We start from the raw sequence: 21,325 nt of genomic DNA on the forward strand, positions 1-21,325 counted from the left end.
GTGCGGTACTCCGGGGCTCGAGGGCGATCAGATCGCGCTGTCGAGCTCCTCGATGGTGAGATTCTGATTGGTAAAGACGCAGATGGTGCCGGCAATGTTCAACGCGGTTTCGGTGATGTCTTGTGCGGACATGCTCTGATCACCTTTCTGCATTAGCGCCATTGCGGCGGCTTGGGCGAACCCGCCACCGGAGCCCATGGCGATCAGGTCGTTTTCCGGCTGCACCACATCGCCGTTACCGGTGATGATCAGCGAGGCGTCTTTGTTGGCCACTGCCAGCATGGCTTCCAGGCGGCTCAGCGAACGGTCGGTCCGCCAGTCCTTGGCCAGCTCAACGGCCGCGCGCACAAGATGGCCCTGGTGTTTTTCCAGCTGACCTTCGAATCGCTCGAACAGGGTGAAGGCGTCAGCGGTGGCGCCAGCGAAGCCCGCCAGGACCTGGCCGTGATAGAGGCGCCGAACCTTCTTGGCGTTGCCTTTCATGACGGTATTGCCGAGGGAAACCTGGCCGTCGCCGCCCATGACGACTTTGCCGTTGCGGCGTACTGAAACGATGGTGGTCAAAGGAAAAATCTCCACGCAGCGGGGCGATGAATGCCCGAATGCGCTTGATATGGGGGACGCTGCCGCGCATTTCAACCGATGCGAGGGAATCACGTCCCGACCCCTTATGAGCCCGTCGAGTGAGGCGAGGCAGCTTGCCGTGCAAGCAAAGCTGAGCGCGATTGGGCGCGAGCAACACACGCCTGGCGGGGCGGCGCTATTGCAATGCGAAATCCAGCTGTCGCCAAGCCTCGTAGACGGCGACGGCTACGGTGTTTGACAGATTCAGGCTGCGGCTGTCGGGACGCATTGGCAAACGCAGGCGCTGCTCGTTGGGCAGTGCGTCGCGGATCTCCGGCGGCAAGCCGCGACTTTCCGGGCCGAACAGGAAGGCATCGCCGCGCTGGAATCTGACCTCATGAAACGGCTGCGAACCTTTGGTGGTGAAGGCAAACAGGCGAGGGTGACCGAGGCTTTCGAGACAGCTGTCGAGGTCGGCGTGTCGCTTGAGCGGCGCATACTCGTGATAATCCAGCCCGGCGCGGCGCAGCCGCTTGTCATCCAGTTCGAAGCCCAAGGGCTCGATCAGATGCAGGCTGCAGCCGGCGTTGGCGCAGAGCCTGATAATGTTGCCGGTATTCGGCGGAATTTCCGGTTGAAAAAGGATTACATGAAACATGCGCGGCACCGACTCTGAAAACGACCGGCATTCTACTGCGGCAGGCGGCCCTGCGGCTGACGACCCGCTACCGCGCATTCGCCGGCGCTTTTTTGGCTCGCTGGTGCTGCTCGGGCTGTTGTTCGGCTCGTTTCTCGGCCACGTCTTTCGCCCGGGCCCGGTTGAGTTGTTGCGTATCGAGCCTGTCGCGAGGGGCTTGCAGTTATGGTTCAGCCGCGAGCCGGAGCTCTACAGCCAGGATGTTGATGGAGCGGTCGGGATGCTCTTCCAGTCCAAGGGCAATGCAGATGCCGGGCGCGTGGAAATCGAGGGCGGCAGTGCGGGCTGGCGCGTGCAATCAACCGAGAAGGGGTTGTTACTGCATTTCGTGGCGACCCGACCGCTGATAGCCAGCTGGTCGGGTGAAAAAACCGATGGCGAGTGGCGCTTGCTGATCGAGGTCAAACCGCGCTGAAGCGAACCCGCCTATCCGCCGTTGCCGACTCAGGCCTCGTCTCCCTCGTCCTCGTCAGCGCTGTCCCCGCCCATGCCCAGCTCCTTGATCTTGCGCGTCAGCGTATTTCGGCCCCAGCCCAGCAGCAGGGCCGCATCGCGGCGGCGACCGGCGGTGTGCTTGAGTGCTGTCTCGATCATGATGCGCTCGAATGCCGGTACCGCCTCGTCGAGCAGATTCGACTGGCCGCGAGCAAGCGCCAGGTCCGCCCAATGGCGCAGCGCCTGCTCCCAGTTGTTCGACGGCATGGCATCGGCCGGCTGACTCAGCAGTTCCGGGGGCAGGTCGTCAACGTGTACTTCGCGCCCGGATGCCATCACCGTGATCCAGCGGCAGGTGTTCTCAAGCTGGCGCACGTTGCCTGGCCACGGCAGGTTTTGCAGGTATTCCTCGGTTTCCTGCTTGAGCAGCTTGGTCTCGACTGCCAACTCGGTAGCCGCACTGGCGAGGAAGTGTGAGGCCAGCGTCGGGATGTCTTCGCGGCGGTCGGACAGCCGCGGGATATGGATGCGAATGACGTTCAGCCGATGGAACAAGTCTTCGCGAAATTTACCGGCCTGGACCAGGGTTTCCAGGTCCTGGTGGGTCGCGGCAATGATGCGCACGTCGACTTTGACCGGTGTATGACCGCCGACCCGATAGAACTCGCCGTCAGCCAATACGCGCAAGAGGCGGGTCTGGGTGTCGGCGGGCATGTCGCCGATTTCGTCGAGGAACAAGGTGCCGCCATCGGCTTGCTCGAAGCGGCCGCGACGCTGGTTGGCGGCGCCGGTGAAGGCGCCTTTTTCGTGTCCGAACAGCTCCGACTCCATCAGGTCCTTGGGAATCGCGGCCATGTTAAGCGCGATGAAGGGAGAGGCCGAGCGCGGACTGTGCCGGTGCAGGGCGTGGGCGACCAGCTCTTTACCGGTGCCGGACTCGCCATTGATCAGGACGGTGATGTTGGAGTGGGAGAGGCGTCCGATTGCGCGGAAAACCTCCTGCATTGCCGGCGCTTCGCCGATGATCTCCGTCGTTTGGCGTTGATCGGCAGGCGCTTTGAGGCCTTGTTGCTCTTTCGCGTGCTGATTGGCGCGCTTGACCAGGGACACCGCTTCATCAACGTCGAAGGGCTTGGGCAAGTATTCAAACGCACCGCCCTGGTAGGAAGCCACCGCGCTGTCGAGGTCCGAGTGCGCGGTCATGATAATCACCGGCAGGCGCGGATAAAGGTCACGAATCTGCGCCAGCATGTCGAGACCGCTGACACCGGGCATGCGGATGTCGGAAATGATTACATCCGGCTGCTGCCGAGCAAGTTTCGCCAGTACGCCATCGGCGCTTTCGAAGCTCTGAGTGGTCATGCCCTCCTGCTGCAGGGCTTTCTCCAAAACCCAGCGGATGGAGCGGTCATCGTCGACAATCCAGACAGTTTCGCTGCGGCTCATGCGGTTGGTGCTCCTTGTTCCAGCGGCAGGAAGATCGAGAACGCGGTATGCCCGGGATGGCTTTCGCATTCGATCAGACCCTGATGCTGACTGATGATGTTCTGGGTAATGGCCAAGCCGAGCCCGGTGCCGTCTGGGCGGCCGCTGACCATTGGGTAGAAAAGGGTGTTCTGCAGTTCGGCAGGGATGCCTGGCCCGTTGTCGATGATTTCGATCCGCGCGACCAGACGATGGCGGATGTGGCCGATGGTGAATTGGCGCAGCGAACGAGTGCGTAGGGTCAACCGGCCCAGGCCCAATTCGGATTGCCCGGCAAGCGCCTGCATGGCGTTGCGCATGATATTGAGCACGGCCTGAATCATCTGTGCGCGGTCCATCAGGACCTCGGGAATGCTTGGGTCGTAGTCGCGCACCAAAATGAGGCTGCCCTGACACTCGGCTTCTATCAGGCTGGCGACATGCTCGAGGACTTCGTGAATGTTGGTCATCGCCAGTGAGGGGAGCTTGTTCGAACCGAGCATGCGGTCGACCAGGTTTCGCAGGCGGTCAGCCTCCTCGATGATGACCTCGGTGTAGTCCTTGAGGTGCTCTTCGGGCAGCTCGCGGGCCAGCAGCTGAGCGGCTCCGCGTATGCCACCGAGCGGATTCTTGATCTCATGGGCGAGGCCGCGAACCAGCATCTTGGTGGTTTCCTGCTTTGACAGCTGTGCCTCTTCCTTGGTGATGCGCAGCAGTCGGTCACGCGGTAGCACTTCCAGCAGCAGCATGGTCTCCTGCTTCGTCAGTACCGGCGTCACCGCGTAGTCCACGGTTAGCGTCTGTCCGCTGGCGGAGGTCAGCGTCGCTTCGCGCTTGGTGAAGGGGTGCGCTTCTTCCACAGCCAGCCGCAATGCAGCCAGGGCCTCGGAGGATTCAGTAAAGAGCTCGCTGATGAATTGTCCGTGACTGCGCTGGCCGCTGACTGCCAGCAGCATCTCGGCAGCCGGGTTCATATATTCCAGGCGCAACCGCGAATTCAGCAAAAGGGTGGCGGTGGTGAGATTCTCGATCAGCAGGCGCTGTAGGGCTTCGTTGATCATGGCAGTCTGCATCCGGGGTGTGAGTCAGGAAATGCAAGAAGCAAACCAATGCGCTCCTTTTCGGCGCGGCACCGCTGGCACTGGCGCTCCAGCGCGGGGCATCGATCGAGAAGGGCGGCGCTAAACCAGATGGCTGAATCAGTGCACCAGTAAGGTGCGTAGAGTGGTCACAGAAAGGGCACGAAGGGAATATCTTTCTTTTCCTTGGGCTTATCCTTCAGCGGACACTCCGGGCGGACACCGTAATCCGCCTTCCTGCATGGGTTGACCATTCGGCGTTGCGCAAGAGAGGTGCGCATCATGTGGAACGCGCGTGGCTCGCTGGACTGTACGCTTTCGCCCTGACTGTCGATCACTTCGACCACCAGCTGGTGGCTGCCTCGGTCGATATTGTGCAAAGTCAGAACAGGACTCTCACCGGGTGCGCTTGCGGGCGCACCGTCGAGTAGCAATCGATACTGATGGCCCGGATGAAGAGGCGGCTGACTGGTTATGCTGACTGCCAGCTCGCCGGCGTTGTTGCGGATGGTGGCGTCGGGAGCTGGTTGCACGATATCGAGCAAGATATAGCTGGGCGCGGTGGCTTTGAGGACCTTAACCGCTTGCTTCGGGGGTGGTAGGGGCTGGGCGGCCATCGTATTGGCGGGTTTGGTCTCTACCTGTTCGACCGCACGACCGTCGGGGCGGTCGGTGAAGACCCGATTGCCTTCGGCGTCGATATAGCTGTAGATCGCCGCGCTCGCAGGTAGCGCAGACGCCAGTAACAGTCCGACCAATCCAAGCCGCGAGAGGCGCTTCATCGACGCGCAGGGCTGGAGGTGTGGACGCGCTGCACGGTGAATTGCTCTTCGGCTTGTTGCACGACCTGCCCACCGCTGAGCACCTGGATTTCCAGCAGATGAGTTCCGCGATCGACGTTTACCAGCTGAAGTGCGGTCGTGCTGCTGGGTTCTGCCTGGGGGACGCCGTCGAGCAGGAAGCGGATCTGGTGCCCTTGCTTTAGCGGCGGATCGAGCTGGGCGTTGACCACAAAGGTGCCGCTGTTGGCGCGCAACGCCTGCTCGTCCGGGATACCGCCAATCGCGAGGCTTCGATAGGGCTGCTGTTGACCCTCGCTGCTTTGCTCGTTGGCTAGCGGCGGCGGGGCGTCGGGCGTTTTGATGTTCACGGTGTTGGCGGGTGGGAGATCGACAGCGTTAGCCTCGACGCCCTCCGGAGGTTGATTGGTAAAGACGGTGTTGCCCTTGTCGTCAGTGTATTTGTAGATCTGCGCCATGGCGGGAGCCATGAGGACGAGTAGCAGGCTGAACAATGCAATGCGCATGGGAAGCTCCGCGGTAGGGATGACTGGAAGCCTTGCACCGCGCAGGCGGCGAGGCAAGTGCGACCTTTGGGATTTGAGATCGACGCCACTTCGGTCGCTTGTCGCAACGTCGGTGTCACTGGCTAGTGACATCGCAGAAACGAAAAAGCCTCCCGAAGGAGGCCTTTTCTGTCACGCGGACTGGCTTAGACGCTGTAGTACAGGTCGTATTCCAGCGGGTGAACGAAGGTACGGACCTTGATTTCTTCCTCGCTCTTCAGCTCGAGGTAGGCGTCGATGAAGTCATCGGAGAACACGCCGCCCTTGGTCAGGAACGCACGGCCCTTGTCGAGTTCTTCCAGGGCTTCCTTCAGGCTGCCGCAAACCTGCGGGATCAGCTTGCCTTCTTCCGGCGGCAGATCGTAGAGGTTCTTGTCAGCGGCATCGCCAGGGTGAATCTTGTTCTGGATGCCGTCCAGGCCAGCCATCAGCAGTGCGGCGAAGCACAGGTAAGGGTTGGCAGCCGGATCCGGGAAGCGCGCTTCGATACGGCGGGCTTTCGGGCTGGAAACGTACGGGATACGGATCGAGGCGGAACGGTTACGAGCCGAGTAGGCCAGCATGACCGGCGCTTCGAAGCCCGGAACCAGACGCTTGTACGAGTTGGTCGACGGGTTGGTGAAGCCGTTCAGAGCCTTGCCATGCTTGATGATGCCGCCGATGAAGTACAGAGCGGTCTCGGACAGGCCGGCATAGCCTTCACCTGCGAAGGTGTTTTTGCCGTCTTTGGAGATCGACATGTGCACGTGCATGCCCGATCCGTTGTCGCCATACAGCGGCTTCGGCATGAAGGTAGCGGTCTTGCCGTAGACATCAGCCACGTTGTGCACGCAGTACTTCAGGGTCTGAACTTCATCAGCCTTGTTGACCAGCGTGTTGAACTTGACGCCGATTTCGTTCTGACCAGCGGTCGCCACTTCGTGGTGATGCACTTCGACGACCAGGCCCATCTCTTCCATCGCGTTGCACATGGCAGTACGGATTTCGTGGTCGTGGTCGCACGGCGGAACGGGGAAGTAACCGCCCTTGACGGCTGGCCGATGGCCCTTGTTGCCGCCTTCGACGTCCTGGTCGGTCATCCAGGAACCCTGTTCAGAGTAGATCTTGAACATGGAGCCGGAGATGTCGGACTTGAATTTGACCTGGTCGAAGATGAAGAACTCAGGCTCCGGGCCAACGAATACTGTGTCGCCGATACCGGTGGACTTGAGGAACTCCTCGGCGCGCTTGGCGATGGAGCGCGGGTCGCGGTCGTAGCCCTGCATAGTGCTCGGCTCGACGATGTCGCAGACCAGAATCAGGGTCGGCTCTTCGGTGAACGGATCCAGAACGGCAGTTTCATCGACCGGCATCAGGATCATGTCGGAGGCTTCGATGCCCTTCCAGCCATGGATGGACGAGCCGTCGAACATCTTGCCGTGCTCGAAGAAGTCTTCGTCGTGGGCGTCGCGCGCCGGAACGGTCACGTGATGCTGCTTGCCCTTGGTGTCGGTGAAGCGCAGATCAATCCACTTCACATCGTAATCTTTGATCAGTTGAAGCGACTTCGACATGGTGCTCTCCAAGTGGTGGAAGCGTTGACAGATAAGCTTCCGGAATCTAGGGGGTGAAGCCGAGCGGGCGATACTCCGTCAAGGCGACCTGCCTCACAAGGGAGCAAATTGCATGCCAGTGCTCCGAGATGGTTCCGGTTGGGCTTGCAGCGGCCGTTTGGCGTGCTTGCTGCCATTTGTCGGCGCTGCGCTCCGGTGTTTATGCGCTAAAGTGGTGCGGATACTTGCGCCAGTGGTCCATTTGGGTGCAAAGCTAGGCTGTCCGATAAAACTGACTAAAGCTTGATCAAATTCCGATATACTCCGCCCCCCTCTTTTCACGCCATGCTGGCGCTGCGCTGTTTTCCATGAAGCTGATCGTCAAGGTTTTCCCCGAAATCACCATCAAGAGCCCGCCGGTACGTAAGGGCTTCATTCGTCAATTGGCGAAGAACATCCGTACCGTGCTGCGCGACCTCGATCCCGAATTGCGGGTGGAAGGGGTGTGGGACAACGTTGAGGTTGAAACCGCGCTCAGCGACGCGAAAACTTTGCAGCAGATGATTGAGCGCCTGCGTTGCACGCCGGGCATCGCGCATTGCCTGGAGGTACATGAGTACCCGCTGGGCGATCTGGACGACATCCTCGCCAAGTGCAAGGCGCACTATGCTGACCGTCTCCCGGGCAAGATCTTCGCCGTGCGCTGCAAGCGAGCTGGAAAGCACCCATTCAGCTCGATGGATGTGGAGCGATATGTTGGCAGCGAGCTTCGCCAACAGTGCGACGCTGCGGGCATCTCGCTCAAAACACCGGAAGTCGAAGTGCGGATGGAAATCCGCGACCAGCGCCTGTTTGTCGTGCATGCGCAGCATGACGGCATTGGCGGCTACCCGCTGGGCGCGTTGGAGCAGACCCTAGTGCTGATGTCCGGCGGTTTCGATTCCACCGTAGCGGCCTATCAGATGATGCGCCGCGGGCTGATGACTCATTTCTGCTTCTTCAATCTGGGTGGCCGCGCCCATGAGCTGGGTGTGATGGAAGTTGCCCACTATTTATGGAAGAAGTACGGCAGTTCGCACCGGGTACTGTTTATCAGTGTGCCCTTCGAGGAAGTCGTCGGTGAGATCCTTGAGAAAGTCGACGATAGCCAAATGGGCGTCGTGCTCAAGCGCATGATGCTGCGGGTGTCGACCCAGATTGCTGAGCGGCTGCACATCGACGCCCTGGTCACTGGCGAGGCCATTTCCCAGGTTTCCAGCCAGACTCTGCCGAACTTGTCGGTGATCGATTCAGCTACCGACATGCTGGTGCTGCGGCCCCTGATCGCCAGCCACAAGCAGGACATCATCGACACCGCCTTCGAGATAGGCACCGCCGAGTTCGCCAAGAACATGCCCGAGTATTGTGGCGTGATTTCGAAGCATCCGACGACCAAGGCCAAGCGCTACCGCATCGAACATGAAGAAAAACAGTTCGACATGGCGGTGCTCGAGCGAGCCATGGCGAACACGCGTCAGGTGGCCATTGATCGAGTGATCGACGAGCTGGGCCAGGATTTGCAAGTTGAAGAAGTCATCGAGGCGAGCGCCGGGCAGGTAGTGCTAGACATCCGCCACCCTGACCTCGCCGAGGACGAACCTCTGCAACTGCAGGGCATCGAAGTGCATACGCTGCCGTTCTATGCGCTGAACAACCGCTTCAAGGAGCTGGATGAGAACCGCCAGTACCTGCTGTATTGCGATAAAGGTGTCATGAGCCGCCTGCATGCTCATCATTTGTTGAGCGAGGGGCATGTCAATGTGCGCGTTTATCGTCCGAGCTAAACAGCCCGGCCTGCTGGGCGGCAGTATCCGCCACCGCCCTCCCGACCCGCTTCGCGGCTGAATTGCTGCGACACGTCGTAACGAACCTTCATCTTCATCCAATTTTTCGCGTTGGGCCGCTCGATGCATTTGCCGAGCAGCCCGACCCAACTACGAGACCACTACTGTGATCGATAATCTACGCAACATCGCCATCATTGCTCACGTTGACCATGGCAAAACTACCCTGGTCGACAAGCTCCTGCGCCAGTCCGGCACCCTGGAGCGCGGTGAGCTCAACGACGAGCGCGTGATGGACTCCAACGACCAGGAAAAGGAACGCGGCATCACCATCCTGGCCAAGAACACCGCTATCAAGTGGAACGACTACCGCATCAACATCGTCGACACCCCCGGCCACGCCGACTTCGGCGGTGAAGTCGAGCGCGTGATGTCGATGGTCGACTCCGTACTGCTGCTGGTCGATGCTCAAGACGGCCCGATGCCGCAAACCCGCTTCGTGACCAAGAAGGCCTTCGAAGCCGGCCTGCGCCCGATCGTCGTGATCAACAAGGTCGACCGTCCGGGCGCGCGTCCTGACTGGGTTCTGGACCAGATCTTCGACCTGTTCGACAACCTCGGCGCCACCGAAGAGCAGCTGGACTTCCAGGTCGTCTACGCGTCGGCCCTGAACGGCATCGCTGGTCTGGACCACACCGACATGGCCGAAGACATGACCCCGCTCTACCAGGCGATTGTTGACCACGTACCCGCTCCGAAGGTCGACATCGACGGCCCGTTCCAGATGCAGATTTCAGCTCTGGACTACAACAGCTTCCTCGGCATTATCGGCGTAGGCCGTATCGCCCGTGGTCGCGTCAAGCCCAACACTCCCGTCACTGCCATCGACATGCATGGCAAGAAGCGTAACGGCCGTATCCTCAAGCTCATGGGTCACCACGGTCTGCACCGTGTTGACGTCGAAGAAGCTACTGCCGGCGACATCGTCTGCATCAGCGGTATGGACGAACTGTTCATCTCCGACACCCTGTGCGACCAGAACAACGTCGAAGCGATGAAGCCGCTGACCGTTGACGAGCCGACCGTTTCCATGACCTTCCAGGTCAACGATTCACCGTTCTGCGGCAAGGAAGGCAAGTTCGTCACCAGCCGTAACATCAAGGACCGTCTGGACAAAGAGCTGCTGTACAACGTGGCGCTGCGCGTTGAAGAAGGCGACTCGGCTGACAAGTTCAAGGTTTCTGGCCGTGGTGAGCTGCACCTGTCGGTACTGATCGAGAACATGCGCCGCGAAGGCTTCGAGATGGGCGTAGGCCGTCCTGAAGTGATCATTCGTGAAGTCGATGGCGCCAAGCACGAGCCGTTCGAGAACGTCACCATTGACATCCCTGAAGAAGCGCAGGGCAAGGTCATGGAAGAGATGGGCCTGCGTAAGGGCGATCTGAGCAACATGGTGCCGGATGGCAAAGGCCGTGTTCGACTGGAATACAACATCCCGGCTCGTGGTCTGATCGGTTTCCGTAACCAGTTCCTGACCATCACCAACGGCGCCGGCATCCTGACCTCGATCTTCGACCGTTACGACGTGATGAAGTCTGGCCACATGTCCGGCCGCCAGAACGGCGTACTGGTATCGATCGATACCGGCAAGGCGCTGACCTACTCCCTGGAAACCTTGCAGGCGCGCGGCAAGCTGTTCGTCGAGCACGGCCAGGAAATCTACAACGGTCAGATCGTCGGCCTGAACAGCCGTGACAACGATATGGGTGTTAATCCAACCAAGGGCAAGAAGCTCGACAACATGCGCGCTTCGGGCAAGGACGAAACCATCGCCCTGGTTCCGCCAGTCCGCTTCACCCTCGAGCAGGCACTGGAATTCATCCAGGACGACGAGCTGTGCGAAGTGACCCCGAAGTCGATTCGTCTTCGCAAGAAGATCCTCGACGAAGGCGAGCGTAATCGCGCTGCGAAGAAAGCCAAGGCTTGATCTAAGCCTAGCTGACTAAAAAGCCCCCGCCGGCGAGAGCCGACGGGGGCTTTTTCGTTGCCGCAACTCAGGCGCGCAGCCTGTTAGCCTTTCATCGGTTGATGCGGCGCTGGCGGTGCCGACCAGCTTCAGCTAATCGATCACCCCGGCGCCGCCCACGCGAGCCATATGGTTACTGGCGGCCGCTCCGCCCATAGCTATATACGCTATTAGCAAAAGCGCCAGAATAATAAAGGTGTTTCTCAGTTGTTAGCAGCAAATAGTAATGACAGGGAATCATTTTAAAAGGTGTGAATTGTACATATATCTGGAGCGATACCGTCCAAATAGTCAGCCCTATTGTTACTCATCCTCGAAATGCAATTATCAGTCGTTACCTGATGCGCTTCTGTGGTTTCTTCTATTTCGAAAGCTTCCATCTTGCAGTCGGCATCTCGCAGTTTGATCCAGTGCTGTTGCGCTTCTTTAACAACGGAGATGTATTGATCCGCCAGTGAGGGCATTCTTTCGAACTGCTGCCGGATACGTCCCAAAGTTGCCTTATACGAAGTGTTCAAGAGCTCATCTGAAAGATCTTTTCTATATGCTGCACACTGCGCGACTTGCTGGGACAGCTCAATGTTTTCACACGGATTTGACAGGGTATCGCTGAACGCAGGAGGCACAAGAAATAAAAACATAAACGAAAATTTTTTCATATTGTATGCCCTAGTTATTCCTGAGGTAGCGAGCTCTGTTTCGCCCTGGCTCGTACTGGCTGATCGCAGGCGTATTTTCTATATAGCGTATCAACTGATCCTTGTCATTTCTCATCCCGGCTTTCATTGGATTTGGCCCTTTTGTGAAGCCTTGATACACGAAGTCTACCAGCACATCTCTAATGACCTGATCTAGGGAGCTCCAGTCTGTTCGTTCAGGCTCGCTCTCTGTCCAGCGATCATAATTGACAATGGCCCGTTCTATGTAGTCTGGATAGATCTCATTAAAGAGATTGATTTCTTGCTCGGAGCTAATTTCGCCAATCATCGTCTTGTTACTGACTACGAACTGCTGCGCAGCAGTTCCTTTCTTGCCATAGGCCCGAGCAATCTTTGTCGCCTGATCGTGCGCGATTCCAGCATTTTTCATATGATCATGAATTTCTGACTCAGTTCTGAAACCCATGTCGTAGCCACGCCCCAACGTAACTCCTGAAAGCTCGTTCCCTGGCCAGTGGATAACACGACTGAAAAACGGAGATGAAGGAATATTATTCCCTTCAGCATCAAATGTGATCCGCCCTTCTCTGATAGTAGGTTCAACTCTAGCCGCTGTATTGAAAGTTCCAATGAGAGTTAGCGGCTGCAGGTGCCATGCTGCCCCGTCCGCGTTAACGTAAGCCTTGTCGGCGACATCTTCCCACCAGCTTAACTTCTCAATTCGCTGCTTCTCCGCCTCCCAAACCAGGTTGGGCTGTTCGAGTTCCTCCGCCAAGAGAGAATCAAGCTCGTCCCACTTGCCTTTGCTCCAGAACCACTCGCTTTCGTAGCGGGTGATCAACTGACCGAAGAGTTGCGCCTGCCAGGGTTTTGCTAGGGCCGCGCGAATTTCCCTACTGGTCAGTACGCCATCCCTGTCTGTCTCTACTATCTCGTGCAACCGAGCCAGCGTCAGAATAGGACCGCCGTCTGCCGTGTTGATTTGGGCGCGGTAGTTTTCCTGTTCGTCTGGGCTTAGCAGGCCTTTGGCGTTGAAGGCGTAGGCGAGCTTTTCGACGGGCGTTCCGGTTTCCTCGATGCATTGGAAACCTTCCCACTCCCATGGGCTGTGGCGGGTGGTGATCAACTCCTGCTCGGCGAGCCAGCCGTCGATGGGGTTGCCATTAGCGTCGGCGAACAGATCGTCCAGCCGCCACCAGTGCATAGTGTTGTCAGCACCATCCTTGACCTGGATCTTTCTCGAAGCGGGGAGCCCATCCAGCAAGGACTGCGGAATGATCAGGTCGACGCCGATCTGCGTGCCATCGTCGTCCAATTTGGGCGGGTTCTCGACGTTGATGTCGTCCCGGTGCGCGATCAGCTTGCTTGCGCCTTTATAGACCTTGAGCAGGGTTTTCTGATCGTCCGGCAAGCGGCTGGCCCAGGCGCGGCTTTGGGCGATGAACGCGGGCACATCGTCGCAGCTGAACAGTTCGACATGGACCATGTGCTGAGCAGCGCTGTCGTGGTTCTGGTACAGGCCCGGATGGCCTATCAGTTCACCGGCCTTGATCGGCAACCCGTTCTCAAGGAGTACGACTTTTCCGTATTCCGCTGGCTCGCTCTGCGGTTTGAGCAGACTGGTGAATACATAACCGGGCAGTTGCCCCTCATCGTCTGCTGCCAAGGCGGGGTGTGCCGTCCCGCTGACGATGCTGACCAGCTTGCTGAATTCACCTTCTGCCGTGCCGATGGTGATCTCGGCGCCTTTGGGCAACTGGGACAGCCGGGTGGCGTTCTTGCTCGGACCTGCGCGGACGCTCAGGCCGCCGCTCTCCGTGTTCACGGTATGGCGCTTGGCTTCCCAGAATGCGGGACGCTGCAGGTCCGGTTGCGTTTGGTAGCCTGCCCAATCTTGCAGATGCATGTACAGGCTATAGAGGTTCAGGCTTGGAGGAGTCTGGCCTTCGGCGATGGTGCCATCTGCATTGCGCAGCGGTGGCGGCTGAAGCTTATGCTTCACCAGGACGAACCCAGTAGAGAACGGGGCGCGTTTGATCAGAGGTATCTCGTCGATGAATTCACTGACCGGGTAACGCTCGTCGATACGGTAGGCGATCACCTCGCCGTCGGCCATACAGCGCACGCTAGACTGATCGAAAAATGCCGCCGTGCCCTCGTCGAAGTGCACACCACCATGCCACAAACCATTCTCACCGGTCGGGTAGTGGCCGCCCTTCGCATTGGCCATGTGGGTCAGGAGCTGCAAGGGATTACTGTTCGGCTCCTTGCTCGGGAAGGGAAGAGCCCAGTTGATCGGTCTGCTTTCGGCCATGTTTCGATACGTCCTGTTCATAGGGCTGCCGGTAGGCAAGCCTGTCCTTGTCTTAGCCGGAAAAGTTGAGTGAGCGCTTGCGCCGACGCGGCTCGGCAGGCTGGTCTCCGGGCTGCGCCTGCTCCAACAAACTCCCCGCCTTGTCGCTATCCGCCTCGCCCGGCAGCACTGGCGGTTTGATCTTGATGCCCGATCCCTTACCCGGCGCACCGCCTGCGTTGATCTTCACCAGCGGGCCAGAAACTGTGATGCCGCCCGGATCAAGCTTGATGAAGCTACCGCCGGCCTTGAGGGTCAGTTCGATGCCGGCTTCGATAACCATTTTCTGGCCGGACTTGAGGTGTATTTCGCGGCCGGCTTTGGTCAGTAGAGCAGTGCCGAGCTTGATGTGCTGGCTCTGGCCGACGGTGAGATGGTCATCAGGTTTGACCTCGACCTTACGGTCGCTAGTGATGGTCAGGTGTTCTTCGGCTCGGAATTCGTTGTAGCTGTTGGCTTCCACCGTATCGTGGCGTTCGTGGCCGACGCGGATCTTCTGGTCGTGCTCGATGTTCTCGTCCCAGTCCCGCTGGGCGTGGATGTATATCTGCTCAGCGCCATTGCGATCCTCGATGCGTAGTTCGTTGTAGCCACCGCCACCGGGGCTCGACAGTGTCTTGAAGGCGCTACGGGTCTTGTCTGCCGGCAGGTCGTAGGGGACCTGATGTTCTGCATGGTAGAGGCAGCCAGTCACCAAGGGTTGGTCGGGGTCAGCTTCGAGAAAGGTAACCAGTACTTCCATGCCGACGCGCGGGATCGCGATACCGCCATAGCGGTCACCGGCCCAGCTGGAGCTGACGCGGAGCCAGCAGCTTGTCTTGTCATCGGCTTGGCCGTGGCGATCCCAGAAGAACTGGACCTTTACCCGACCGTATTCATCGCAGTGGATTTCTTCGCCCGCAGGGCCTGTGACCACGGCGCTCTGGCTGCCAAGCGCGCGAGGCTTTGGGTGATTCAGGGCCGGGCGGTAAGGGACGTCCCACGGGGTGGCAGTAAAGTGGTTGCGGTAGCCCTGGGTGAAACCGTCTCGTACATCAGTGTCGCTTGTTACGGACTCCTCTAGCACCTGCGGCTGTCTGCCTTCATGGAGCACCTCGGTCAGCAGCCAGAGGTCATTCCATTCCTGGCGCGGATGGTCAGATATTTCCAGCAGGTGCCCGCTAACCAGTCGTGGCTGGTCGCTCCGACCTTCAGCCAGGCGGTAGTCAGCGCGGTGGCGCTCCAGTGAGCGCTGGGACAGGTGCTTGCCTCGGGCTCGATCGGTGAAGCGACCCGGGTAGTCATAGTCTTCGAGGTCTGGCTCAGACGATCTCTGTCCGTCACCCGCTTGGCCTTTCTGTGCGGCCTCCATCACCAGGCGAGGCTGTTCAAAGTGGTAATCGCGTCGGCTCACCCGGTTGGTACGAGTCTCCAGGCGCACGGAGAAGCGCTTGATCACAGGCTCGTCGGCTACCAGCCCGCTGTCCTGCAGGTACGCGGTGGGCTGGCCAAGTTTGGGAAAGCTCGTCTGGTCATCACCGAACACCAGTACATGACCCTGCGGGCTATGCTCGAAGTGATAGTGGATGCCTTCTTCTTCGCATAGGCGCTGGACAAAGTGCAGGTCGGTTTCGTCGTACTGGGTGCAATAGTCGCGCTCGGGATAGACCACCGGACCGAGCTGAAAGCGATAGGCGTTCGCCTGGATACCGTGACCCTCCAGCACCTGGGCAATGATTTGCGGCACGGTCAGGTGCTGAAAAATGCGCTGATCGGTACGGTGCGCGAGGTAGGCAAGCTGCGGAACGAGGGTCACCTGGTAGCGGGTCAGCCGTTTGCCTAACTCAGCTTGTGCGACGCGATGAATCAATCCGTGGATGCCATCACCGGCAGGTGAGAACGACAGATATGCTGATTTGTGCAGCAGGCTTTGCAGGGCGAGATCGGGACGCTCGCTGACCAGCTCAAGATCGATACGATAGGGTTGGCTGATGGCTTCGCGCCCGGTAAACGCGAGAATCTGCAGGTCGTGCTCGACGCCATCGATAGCGAGGCTGAAATGGGTGTCATTAGCGGCGTTGAACATGACGCTTCCTTGTTTTGTTGTCATCCATGGGCGCGTCCGAACCAGCGCTGCAGGCGACTGGGTGCGGGACGGCGGAATATATCCAACAGCTGGGTCACGCTGGCTTTGCGCTGAGCCGCATCAAATGCCAGCGCAGATCGCAAGGTAAACCAGCCACAGGCCAGGTTCTGCGGCCGTACCAATTCCTTGTCGAGCCCCATCGCTTTTGCTTGCTTGGCGTTTAGCCGGCGGAAAGGAGGGCTGCCGCTGGCCATTTCATAAAGCAGGCAACCGAGTGCATACACGTCGCTGGCTTCCGATGGTTCGGCGCCGTCGAGAAGTTCAGGGGCTGCGTAGCGCGTGGTCCATGCCTTGAATCGGTTCCGAGACAGGCGTGGCAGATTTTTCAGACCGCCTTCGAGCGGCTGCCCGAGACCGTAGTCGAACAAGCGAAGCCCGTCTTCGGCCAATATCACGTTGCTGGGTTTGATGTCACCGTGGATGACGCCGCGACTGTGTGAATAGGCCAACGCTTCTATCAGGGGCACGGCAATTTCGCGTAGCTCGTCCCACGTGAGGCCTTCCGGGCGTTCGCTGAGCACCTGATCGAGGGTTGGTCCCTTGAGTAGCTCGAGAGTGATGAACGCGCGTTGGCTGACAGCGTCCACGTCGAAACCGAATAGCCGCACAACGTGGCGATGGCTTAGGCGAGCGGTAAGAGCGAACTCGGTATAGAGCAGCGTGTGAGCATCGGGATACTCAGCGAATTCATCGCTCAATGTTTTAAGTGCGATGTACGGCTCCGGGTCACCAAACTGCTCACGCAAAAGATCTCGGGCGCGGTAAACGGCGCCCATGCCACCGACGCCGAGCAGTCGTTCGATCAGATAGCGGCCTGCCAATACTTCTGGCAAATCACTCGCGACGATGGCAGCGGCCGATGTTGCCAGGCTCGCTGGCGCGGCAGCCGAGGCCGCAAAGGCGAAGTAGGTAAGGTCCGACGCCGGCTCGGCGCGCAGGGGCTCGCTCATTGCCGTATCACCACTGCGCTCAGGTTGTCTCGACACGGCCCGTCCATGGCCTCCTCAAACAGCCTTTGCAGAGCCAGGCCAGTCGATGGCGCATTGAGCGATGCTCCCAAGCTGTCCGGTGACAGGCTTTGGTAGAGCCCGTCGCTGCATAGCAGTAGGGTGTCGCCTGGATAAACATCGAACTCGAGGATATCCAGTGTCAGTTGTTCGCTGGCGCCGATGGCGCGGGTTAGGGCGTTTGCGGCTGGGTGACGCGCGGCCTCCTGCGGGCTCAGGCTCTGTTCGTCGATCAGCTGTTGTAACAGCGAATGGTCGCGCGAGAGCTGATAAAGCCGTCCCCGGCGCCACAGGTAGCAGCGGCTGTCGCCAGCCCATACGCAGGCGGCACGGTCGGCCTCCATCAGCAGCGCGACCACGGTACTGCCAATCACGGGATCGGGTCGATCTGCCGTGACCGTCAGTTCTTGCCCAAGTCTGCGGTTGAGGTCATGCAAACAGCGGCGCAGAGCGACCAAGCGCTCCGCCATGCTGCCCTCAGGCAACGCGGCGAGCTGCTCGACGATCAGGCGGCTGGCTAGCGCGCCGTTGTGGTGGCCGCCCATTCCATCGGCCACGACCCAGAGGCCTTGCTCGGGGAGGTCGAGAAAGGCGTCTTCATTGCGTGCGCGGACTTTGCCGGTATCGGTCCGCGCGGCGCTGCGCCAGCTGTACGCCAGGTTCGCAGTGGCTGACATTAAAGTGTCGCCGGAAGTTTGAAGTCGCGCAGCAGGGCGATGTCGAACGGGTTCGGCGAACGCTGGCTGTGTAACAGGTAGTTGGCGTTGCGGCCGCCCAGATTGGCCTTGAGCATCAGCACGTCGCGACCGCTGTGGTAATCGACCTGCATCAGGTCCAGCAGGCGGAAGAGCGACCAGGGGCCGGTGTTCTTCTCGATACCGACACGACGCCCGCCAAGTTCCTCGACGACCAGGCTGGTGCGGCCATCCTCTGCGTCGGTTGGCCAGCTGAAGGCGGTCTGCACGATCGGGCCGTGGCGGTATTCCATCTGCTGATTGCCAAAGCGGAAGTCAGCGCGACCCAGACTCGAGTCGAGCGAGTAGGGCTCTAGCTTGAAGCGGATCTGCGGCTCGTTCGGGTTTTCTGCAAAGAAACTGCGGCGGATGGTTTGTGCGTTGCTCATCTGCGACAGGAATTCGCGTGACAGGGGCAAGCCACGGCCGTCGACTCGACGAAGCTGATATTGGCCAGCGCTCCCGCTGACGAACGCCTTCAGGTAGCGGTCAAAGAACCCGTCAGCAACGCCTTGCGCCTTGAAGAACTCCCGGAAGTCAGCAATGGCGACGTCGCTCTCGCTGTGTGCGCTGAACGGATAGCGCTGGCGTAGCGAACCTTTGTAAAACGCATACAGTTCGCTCTGGTAGCGCTGGTTGAGGTAGTGGTAGGCGTCGTTCAGGACCAGCGTCCAGCTGTCTTCGGCGAGCAGGCCGAGCCAGTTGCCGATCGGTTGTGGTAGCCGTGCTGCGCTGGCTCTCAGCTGGTTGATGGCATCACGCTGACCAGCCATGCGCGCCTTGGCGAGTTCGAAAGCTGCCTGATCAGGCGCACTGGCATGGGCCAGACTTGCCAGTTGCAATTGAAGCGCATCGAGGGCCTGTAGGGTGGGAACAAGCTCGGCGCTGGCGCCTGCGTTGTCGTCGAGCAGGCGATGCAGCGGCTCGAAGCGGCGTTCGAGTGTTTTGCGCGCCGTGTCAGGCACGTTCTTGGCCAGTGCGGCCTGGGCCTGCTCGGCAGCGGCTGATGCGAGCTTGGCGGCTTTGCCCAGCTTGTCGTTGGCGCTTTTGAGAGCATCGGCTGCGTCCACCGCGTCGCCGGCGGTATCGACCACGCCGGCAAAGCGGGTGTTGTCACGGACTTCGACAAGCAGTTGTAACAGCGGCGAATTAGCCGCGGACAACCCACTAAGCAGCACCGAGCCCTGGCCAGCACCGGCGATAGGCTCCGGCGTCAGCTGGGCGACCGCTTCGCTCCAATAGTTGGCGTAATCCCGGAAATAGAGCTGCTCCATCTCGACCATCAAGCGACCGAGATCTTTCATGCTTAAGTTATCGCCTTCGCCAAGTACCCAGTTGTCACGCAGAATCTCGCGCACCAGTTCGCTGCCCTGCGCGACGTAGAATTTCTGATAGCCATTCTGGGTATAAAAGCCAGGGATGGTGTAGTCGCTACCGCTGAACAGGGCGCCTTGCGGTCCGAGATGCTGACTGAACCGGTAATCAGGCAGGCTGCGAGCCTGATCGCGCAACATGCGGTAGACGACAGTGGCCAACGATTCGCTGCGCAACACCTGACGTGCCTCAGCGACGAGTTGGTCGTTGAGCGCGTGAGGCGCGAAGCCATCACCGAGCAGCCGCTCAAAATGGGTGTTGAGACCGTTCTGTGCGACGGCATTGCCGGCGTAACGCAGCGACCAATCGGCGGCTACCCAGTCCTTCAGAAAGCCGTCGTCGCGACGCTCTTCCAGGCTAAGCATAAGGTAGGCGCGCAGGCTACCAAGCAGGCGCTCTCGATCAGTCAGGTTGGCACGTATCTGGGCTTCGAGCTGATGTGCAACGCGAGGCAGTAGTAAAGTCTCCAGCTCAAGGCGGTAGGCCTGGTGGACGGTGGGATCGACTACCTCACCTTGGTATAGCCCGCCGCGCTGCAAATAGGACACGTCAGCCTTATCCGGAAACACCTGAGTAGCCGCATAGCTCGTATCTAGCGCCTTGAGCGTGCGCAGTGCGTCGTCTTGAGACGTGATGCCCTGATGCTCGCGGCCCAGCTGATCAGCGAGGCCGCGTAACTGCTCAAGCCGTTCATGGTTGTTGGAGAAGCCATTGGCCCAAAAGGCGCCGAACAGCGCCAGGCAGGCGAAACTCGCGGCATACAGGGCGCGCTGGCCCCAATCGATGCGGCGTACTTCCTTCTGATCGAGACCGGCGAGGTCGGCTTCGGGGAAGATCACGCGGCTGAGCAAATGATTGATGAAGCGAGCACGGCCGCTGCGGAATGTCGGCAACACGCTGCTCGGCAGGCCGAGGTTGCGGCCGATGCCGCTGGTGAGCGGATCGAGTGCACCTTGGAGTTGCGGGGCACTGGTGAGGTAGAAACCGCGCAGCTGGCTGGCACGCTGGTAGCGGTTGCCTGAGAACGCCAGCTCGACGAACAGGCATAAACGTTCGCCAATCTGGCCAAGCTGGTGCGGGAAATCAAGGATGCGACCCCTGCGCTGGGTATCGCGCTCTTGGTGCATGCGCAGGATGACCTGGCTGTTGAGCCGGCGCAGCAGCTCCTCGAATTCGCTCCGAACAACGTTGACGTCGGTACCGTCCTGTTCCTTGCGGAAGCTCGCGCCGAGCACCTGATCGCTTTCCTCGCGCGAGAGCTGATCGAAGAACTCGTCGAAGCCAAGCACCTTATCCGCTTTGCTCAGCACCAGATAAACCGGTACGTCGGCACCCAGGCGCTGATGGATTTCATGCAGACGCTGACGGCTCTGGCGCGCCAGCGTTTCGAGCTCCAGTTCGCTCGAGTGCAGCAGCTGCTCGACCGGGATGTTGATCAGTACGCCATTAAGCGGGCGTGCACGGCGGCGGCGCAGCAGGCCGAGTAGTGTTTCCCAGGCCTTGCCATCGACACCCGAGTCGGGCTGAGTCAGGTAGCGGCCGGCCGTATCGATCAGCACGGCATGGTCGGCGAAGTACCAGTCTGCGTAGCGGGTGCCTGAGACATCCTTGGTCAGTCGCTGGTTTTCACCGCGGTTGAGCGGAAAGTCCAGGCCGGAAAAGTCCAGCAATGAGGTTTTGCCGCTGCCTTGAGGACCGAGCAGCAAATACCAGGGCAGCTCGTTGCGCCATTTCTCGCTGCGGCCGCGGTACAGGCTCGAGCTCTTGAGCGTACGAACGGCGTCGCGGTAGCGCTGGCTCAGGATGCCTTGCTCTTCGCTGACCAAGCCTTCACGGCGAAGCCGCTCCTGAACCTCTTCGTCGCTGGCTTCGGCCTGCTTGCGACGAGTGCTATGCCAACTGGCGAACACGATGAACAGGCCCCAGACCAGGCAGAGGCCGGCAATGGTCAGCAGACGGCTGGTCGAGGATTCCCAGAACTTATAGTCGTTTACCGCCAGCAGTGGCCCAACGAGCCACACAAGGAGGCCCAACACCATCAAGACGCACAGGCTCCATACCCAGGTCTTGCGGAAAAACGCGGCAAGCTTGCCGAAAAAAACCTTCAT

The 21,325-nt window shown here is 59.7% G+C and carries 16 protein-coding genes; 3 read left to right on the plus strand and 13 right to left on the minus strand.

From position 1 onward, the window contains the following. Positions 1–27: 27 nt before the first annotated feature. Together hslV and trmL are read right to left on the minus strand one after the other, a co-directional pair. Positions 28–564 (minus strand): ATP-dependent protease subunit HslV, encoded by a 537-nt coding sequence (gene hslV / locus ACSSNI_RS20785; protein WP_045431382.1) that lies wholly within the window; start codon positions 562–564, stop codon positions 28–30. A gap of 196 nt (positions 565–760) precedes the next feature. Further along, entirely contained in the window at positions 761–1,222 is a 462-nt protein-coding gene (gene trmL / locus ACSSNI_RS20790) for a tRNA (uridine(34)/cytosine(34)/5-carboxymethylaminomethyluridine(34)-2'-O)-methyltransferase TrmL (RefSeq protein ID WP_102838239.1), read from the minus strand. Between trmL and ACSSNI_RS20795 the strand changes: the two genes are divergently transcribed. Further along, positions 1,221–1,676, plus strand: a complete 456-nt coding sequence (locus tag ACSSNI_RS20795) for a hypothetical protein (protein ID WP_159969112.1) — start codon at positions 1,221–1,223, stop codon at positions 1,674–1,676. The genes trmL and ACSSNI_RS20795 overlap by 2 nt on opposite strands. 29 nt (positions 1,677–1,705) lie before the next feature. Here ACSSNI_RS20795 and ntrC read toward each other — a convergent pair whose 3' ends face one another. The 5 genes from ntrC to glnA all read right to left on the minus strand — a co-directional run bounded on the left by ntrC (position 1,706) and on the right by glnA (position 7,137). Then, positions 1,706–3,142, minus strand: a complete 1,437-nt coding sequence (gene ntrC, locus ACSSNI_RS20800) for a nitrogen regulation protein NR(I) (RefSeq protein ID WP_200640597.1) — start codon at positions 3,140–3,142, stop codon at positions 1,706–1,708. Further along, the gene (gene glnL, locus ACSSNI_RS20805; protein ID WP_102838242.1) at positions 3,139–4,221 is read right to left on the minus strand and encodes a nitrogen regulation protein NR(II); all 1,083 of its coding nucleotides are present in this window, start codon (positions 4,219–4,221) and stop codon (positions 3,139–3,141) included. The genes ntrC and glnL overlap by 4 nt, the downstream gene beginning before the upstream one ends. A 167-nt stretch (positions 4,222–4,388) precedes the next feature. Then, positions 4,389–5,021, minus strand: a complete 633-nt coding sequence (locus tag ACSSNI_RS20810) for a DUF4124 domain-containing protein (RefSeq protein ID WP_200640604.1) — start codon at positions 5,019–5,021, stop codon at positions 4,389–4,391. Further along, a complete protein-coding gene (locus ACSSNI_RS20815; RefSeq protein WP_200640605.1) occupies positions 5,018–5,545 on the minus strand; it encodes a DUF4124 domain-containing protein in 528 nt (175 codons plus the stop codon). Before ACSSNI_RS20815 ends, ACSSNI_RS20810 begins: the two co-directional genes overlap by 4 nt. Before the next feature lie 185 nt (positions 5,546–5,730). Beyond that, positions 5,731–7,137 (minus strand): glutamate--ammonia ligase, encoded by a 1,407-nt coding sequence (gene glnA, locus ACSSNI_RS20820; protein ID WP_102838245.1) that lies wholly within the window; start codon positions 7,135–7,137, stop codon positions 5,731–5,733. A gap of 347 nt (positions 7,138–7,484) precedes the next feature. Here glnA and thiI point away from each other — a divergent pair, with 347 nt between their 5' ends. Both thiI and typA read left to right on the plus strand, forming a co-directional pair. Then, the gene (gene thiI / locus ACSSNI_RS20825) at positions 7,485–8,939 is read left to right on the plus strand and encodes a tRNA uracil 4-sulfurtransferase ThiI (RefSeq protein WP_200640606.1); all 1,455 of its coding nucleotides are present in this window, start codon (positions 7,485–7,487) and stop codon (positions 8,937–8,939) included. 166 nt (positions 8,940–9,105) lie between these two features. After that, entirely contained in the window at positions 9,106–10,926 is a 1,821-nt protein-coding gene (typA, locus tag ACSSNI_RS20830) for a translational GTPase TypA (protein ID WP_102838247.1), read from the plus strand. A 281-nt stretch (positions 10,927–11,207) separates the two neighbouring features. On the opposite strand, the gene ACSSNI_RS20835 is transcribed toward typA, so the two are convergent. Genes ACSSNI_RS20835 through tssM form a run of 6 tightly spaced genes read right to left on the minus strand, consistent with a single transcriptional unit; the run spans position 11,208 to position 21,325 of the window. Next, entirely contained in the window at positions 11,208–11,624 is a 417-nt protein-coding gene (locus ACSSNI_RS20835) for a lysozyme inhibitor LprI family protein (protein WP_448260169.1), read from the minus strand. A 10-nt stretch (positions 11,625–11,634) separates the two neighbouring features. Continuing rightward, on the minus strand, positions 11,635–13,938 hold the full coding sequence (locus ACSSNI_RS20840; protein WP_234484698.1) for a hypothetical protein: 2,304 nt from the start codon (positions 13,936–13,938) through the stop codon (positions 11,635–11,637). Between the two features lie 52 nt (positions 13,939–13,990). Further along, a complete protein-coding gene (locus ACSSNI_RS20845; RefSeq protein ID WP_200640608.1) occupies positions 13,991–16,042 on the minus strand; it encodes a type VI secretion system Vgr family protein in 2,052 nt (683 codons plus the stop codon). A 20-nt stretch (positions 16,043–16,062) separates the two neighbouring features. Beyond that, positions 16,063–17,052, minus strand: coding sequence for a serine/threonine-protein kinase (locus ACSSNI_RS20850; RefSeq protein WP_200640609.1), 990 nt, complete (start codon positions 17,050–17,052; stop codon positions 16,063–16,065). Beyond that, positions 17,049–17,786 (minus strand): PP2C family protein-serine/threonine phosphatase, encoded by a 738-nt coding sequence (locus tag ACSSNI_RS20855; protein ID WP_200640611.1) that lies wholly within the window; start codon positions 17,784–17,786, stop codon positions 17,049–17,051. The genes ACSSNI_RS20850 and ACSSNI_RS20855 overlap by 4 nt, the downstream gene beginning before the upstream one ends. Next, positions 17,786–21,325, minus strand: a complete 3,540-nt coding sequence (tssM, locus tag ACSSNI_RS20860; RefSeq protein WP_200640619.1) for a type VI secretion system membrane subunit TssM — start codon at positions 21,323–21,325, stop codon at positions 17,786–17,788. The genes ACSSNI_RS20855 and tssM overlap by 1 nt, the downstream gene beginning before the upstream one ends.

The sequence above is a fragment of the Stutzerimonas tianxiuensis genome (assembly GCF_053470365.1).

Coding starts and splice junctions, on each gene's coding strand:
- glnA (WP_102838245.1), bottom strand. CDS start 7,137: ATGTCGAAGTCGCTTCAACTGATCAAAGATTACGATGTGAAGTGGATT.
- ACSSNI_RS20855 (WP_200640611.1), bottom strand. CDS start 17,786: ATGTCAGCCACTGCGAACCTGGCGTACAGCTGGCGCAGCGCCGCGCGG.
- ACSSNI_RS20795 (WP_159969112.1), top strand. CDS start 1,221: ATGCGCGGCACCGACTCTGAAAACGACCGGCATTCTACTGCGGCAGGC.
- ntrC (WP_200640597.1), bottom strand. CDS start 3,142: ATGAGCCGCAGCGAAACTGTCTGGATTGTCGACGATGACCGCTCCATC.
- ACSSNI_RS20810 (WP_200640604.1), bottom strand. CDS start 5,021: ATGAAGCGCCTCTCGCGGCTTGGATTGGTCGGACTGTTACTGGCGTCT.
- trmL (WP_102838239.1), bottom strand. CDS start 1,222: ATGTTTCATGTAATCCTTTTTCAACCGGAAATTCCGCCGAATACCGGC.
- ACSSNI_RS20850 (WP_200640609.1), bottom strand. CDS start 17,052: ATGAGCGAGCCCCTGCGCGCCGAGCCGGCGTCGGACCTTACCTACTTC.
- ACSSNI_RS20840 (WP_234484698.1), bottom strand. CDS start 13,938: ATGGCCGAAAGCAGACCGATCAACTGGGCTCTTCCCTTCCCGAGCAAG.
- ACSSNI_RS20835 (WP_448260169.1), bottom strand. CDS start 11,624: ATGAAAAAATTTTCGTTTATGTTTTTATTTCTTGTGCCTCCTGCGTTC.
- thiI (WP_200640606.1), top strand. CDS start 7,485: ATGAAGCTGATCGTCAAGGTTTTCCCCGAAATCACCATCAAGAGCCCG.
- ACSSNI_RS20845 (WP_200640608.1), bottom strand. CDS start 16,042: ATGTTCAACGCCGCTAATGACACCCATTTCAGCCTCGCTATCGATGGC.
- ACSSNI_RS20815 (WP_200640605.1), bottom strand. CDS start 5,545: ATGCGCATTGCATTGTTCAGCCTGCTACTCGTCCTCATGGCTCCCGCC.
- glnL (WP_102838242.1), bottom strand. CDS start 4,221: ATGATCAACGAAGCCCTACAGCGCCTGCTGATCGAGAATCTCACCACC.
- tssM (WP_200640619.1), bottom strand. CDS start 21,325: ATGAAGGTTTTTTTCGGCAAGCTTGCCGCGTTTTTCCGCAAGACCTGG.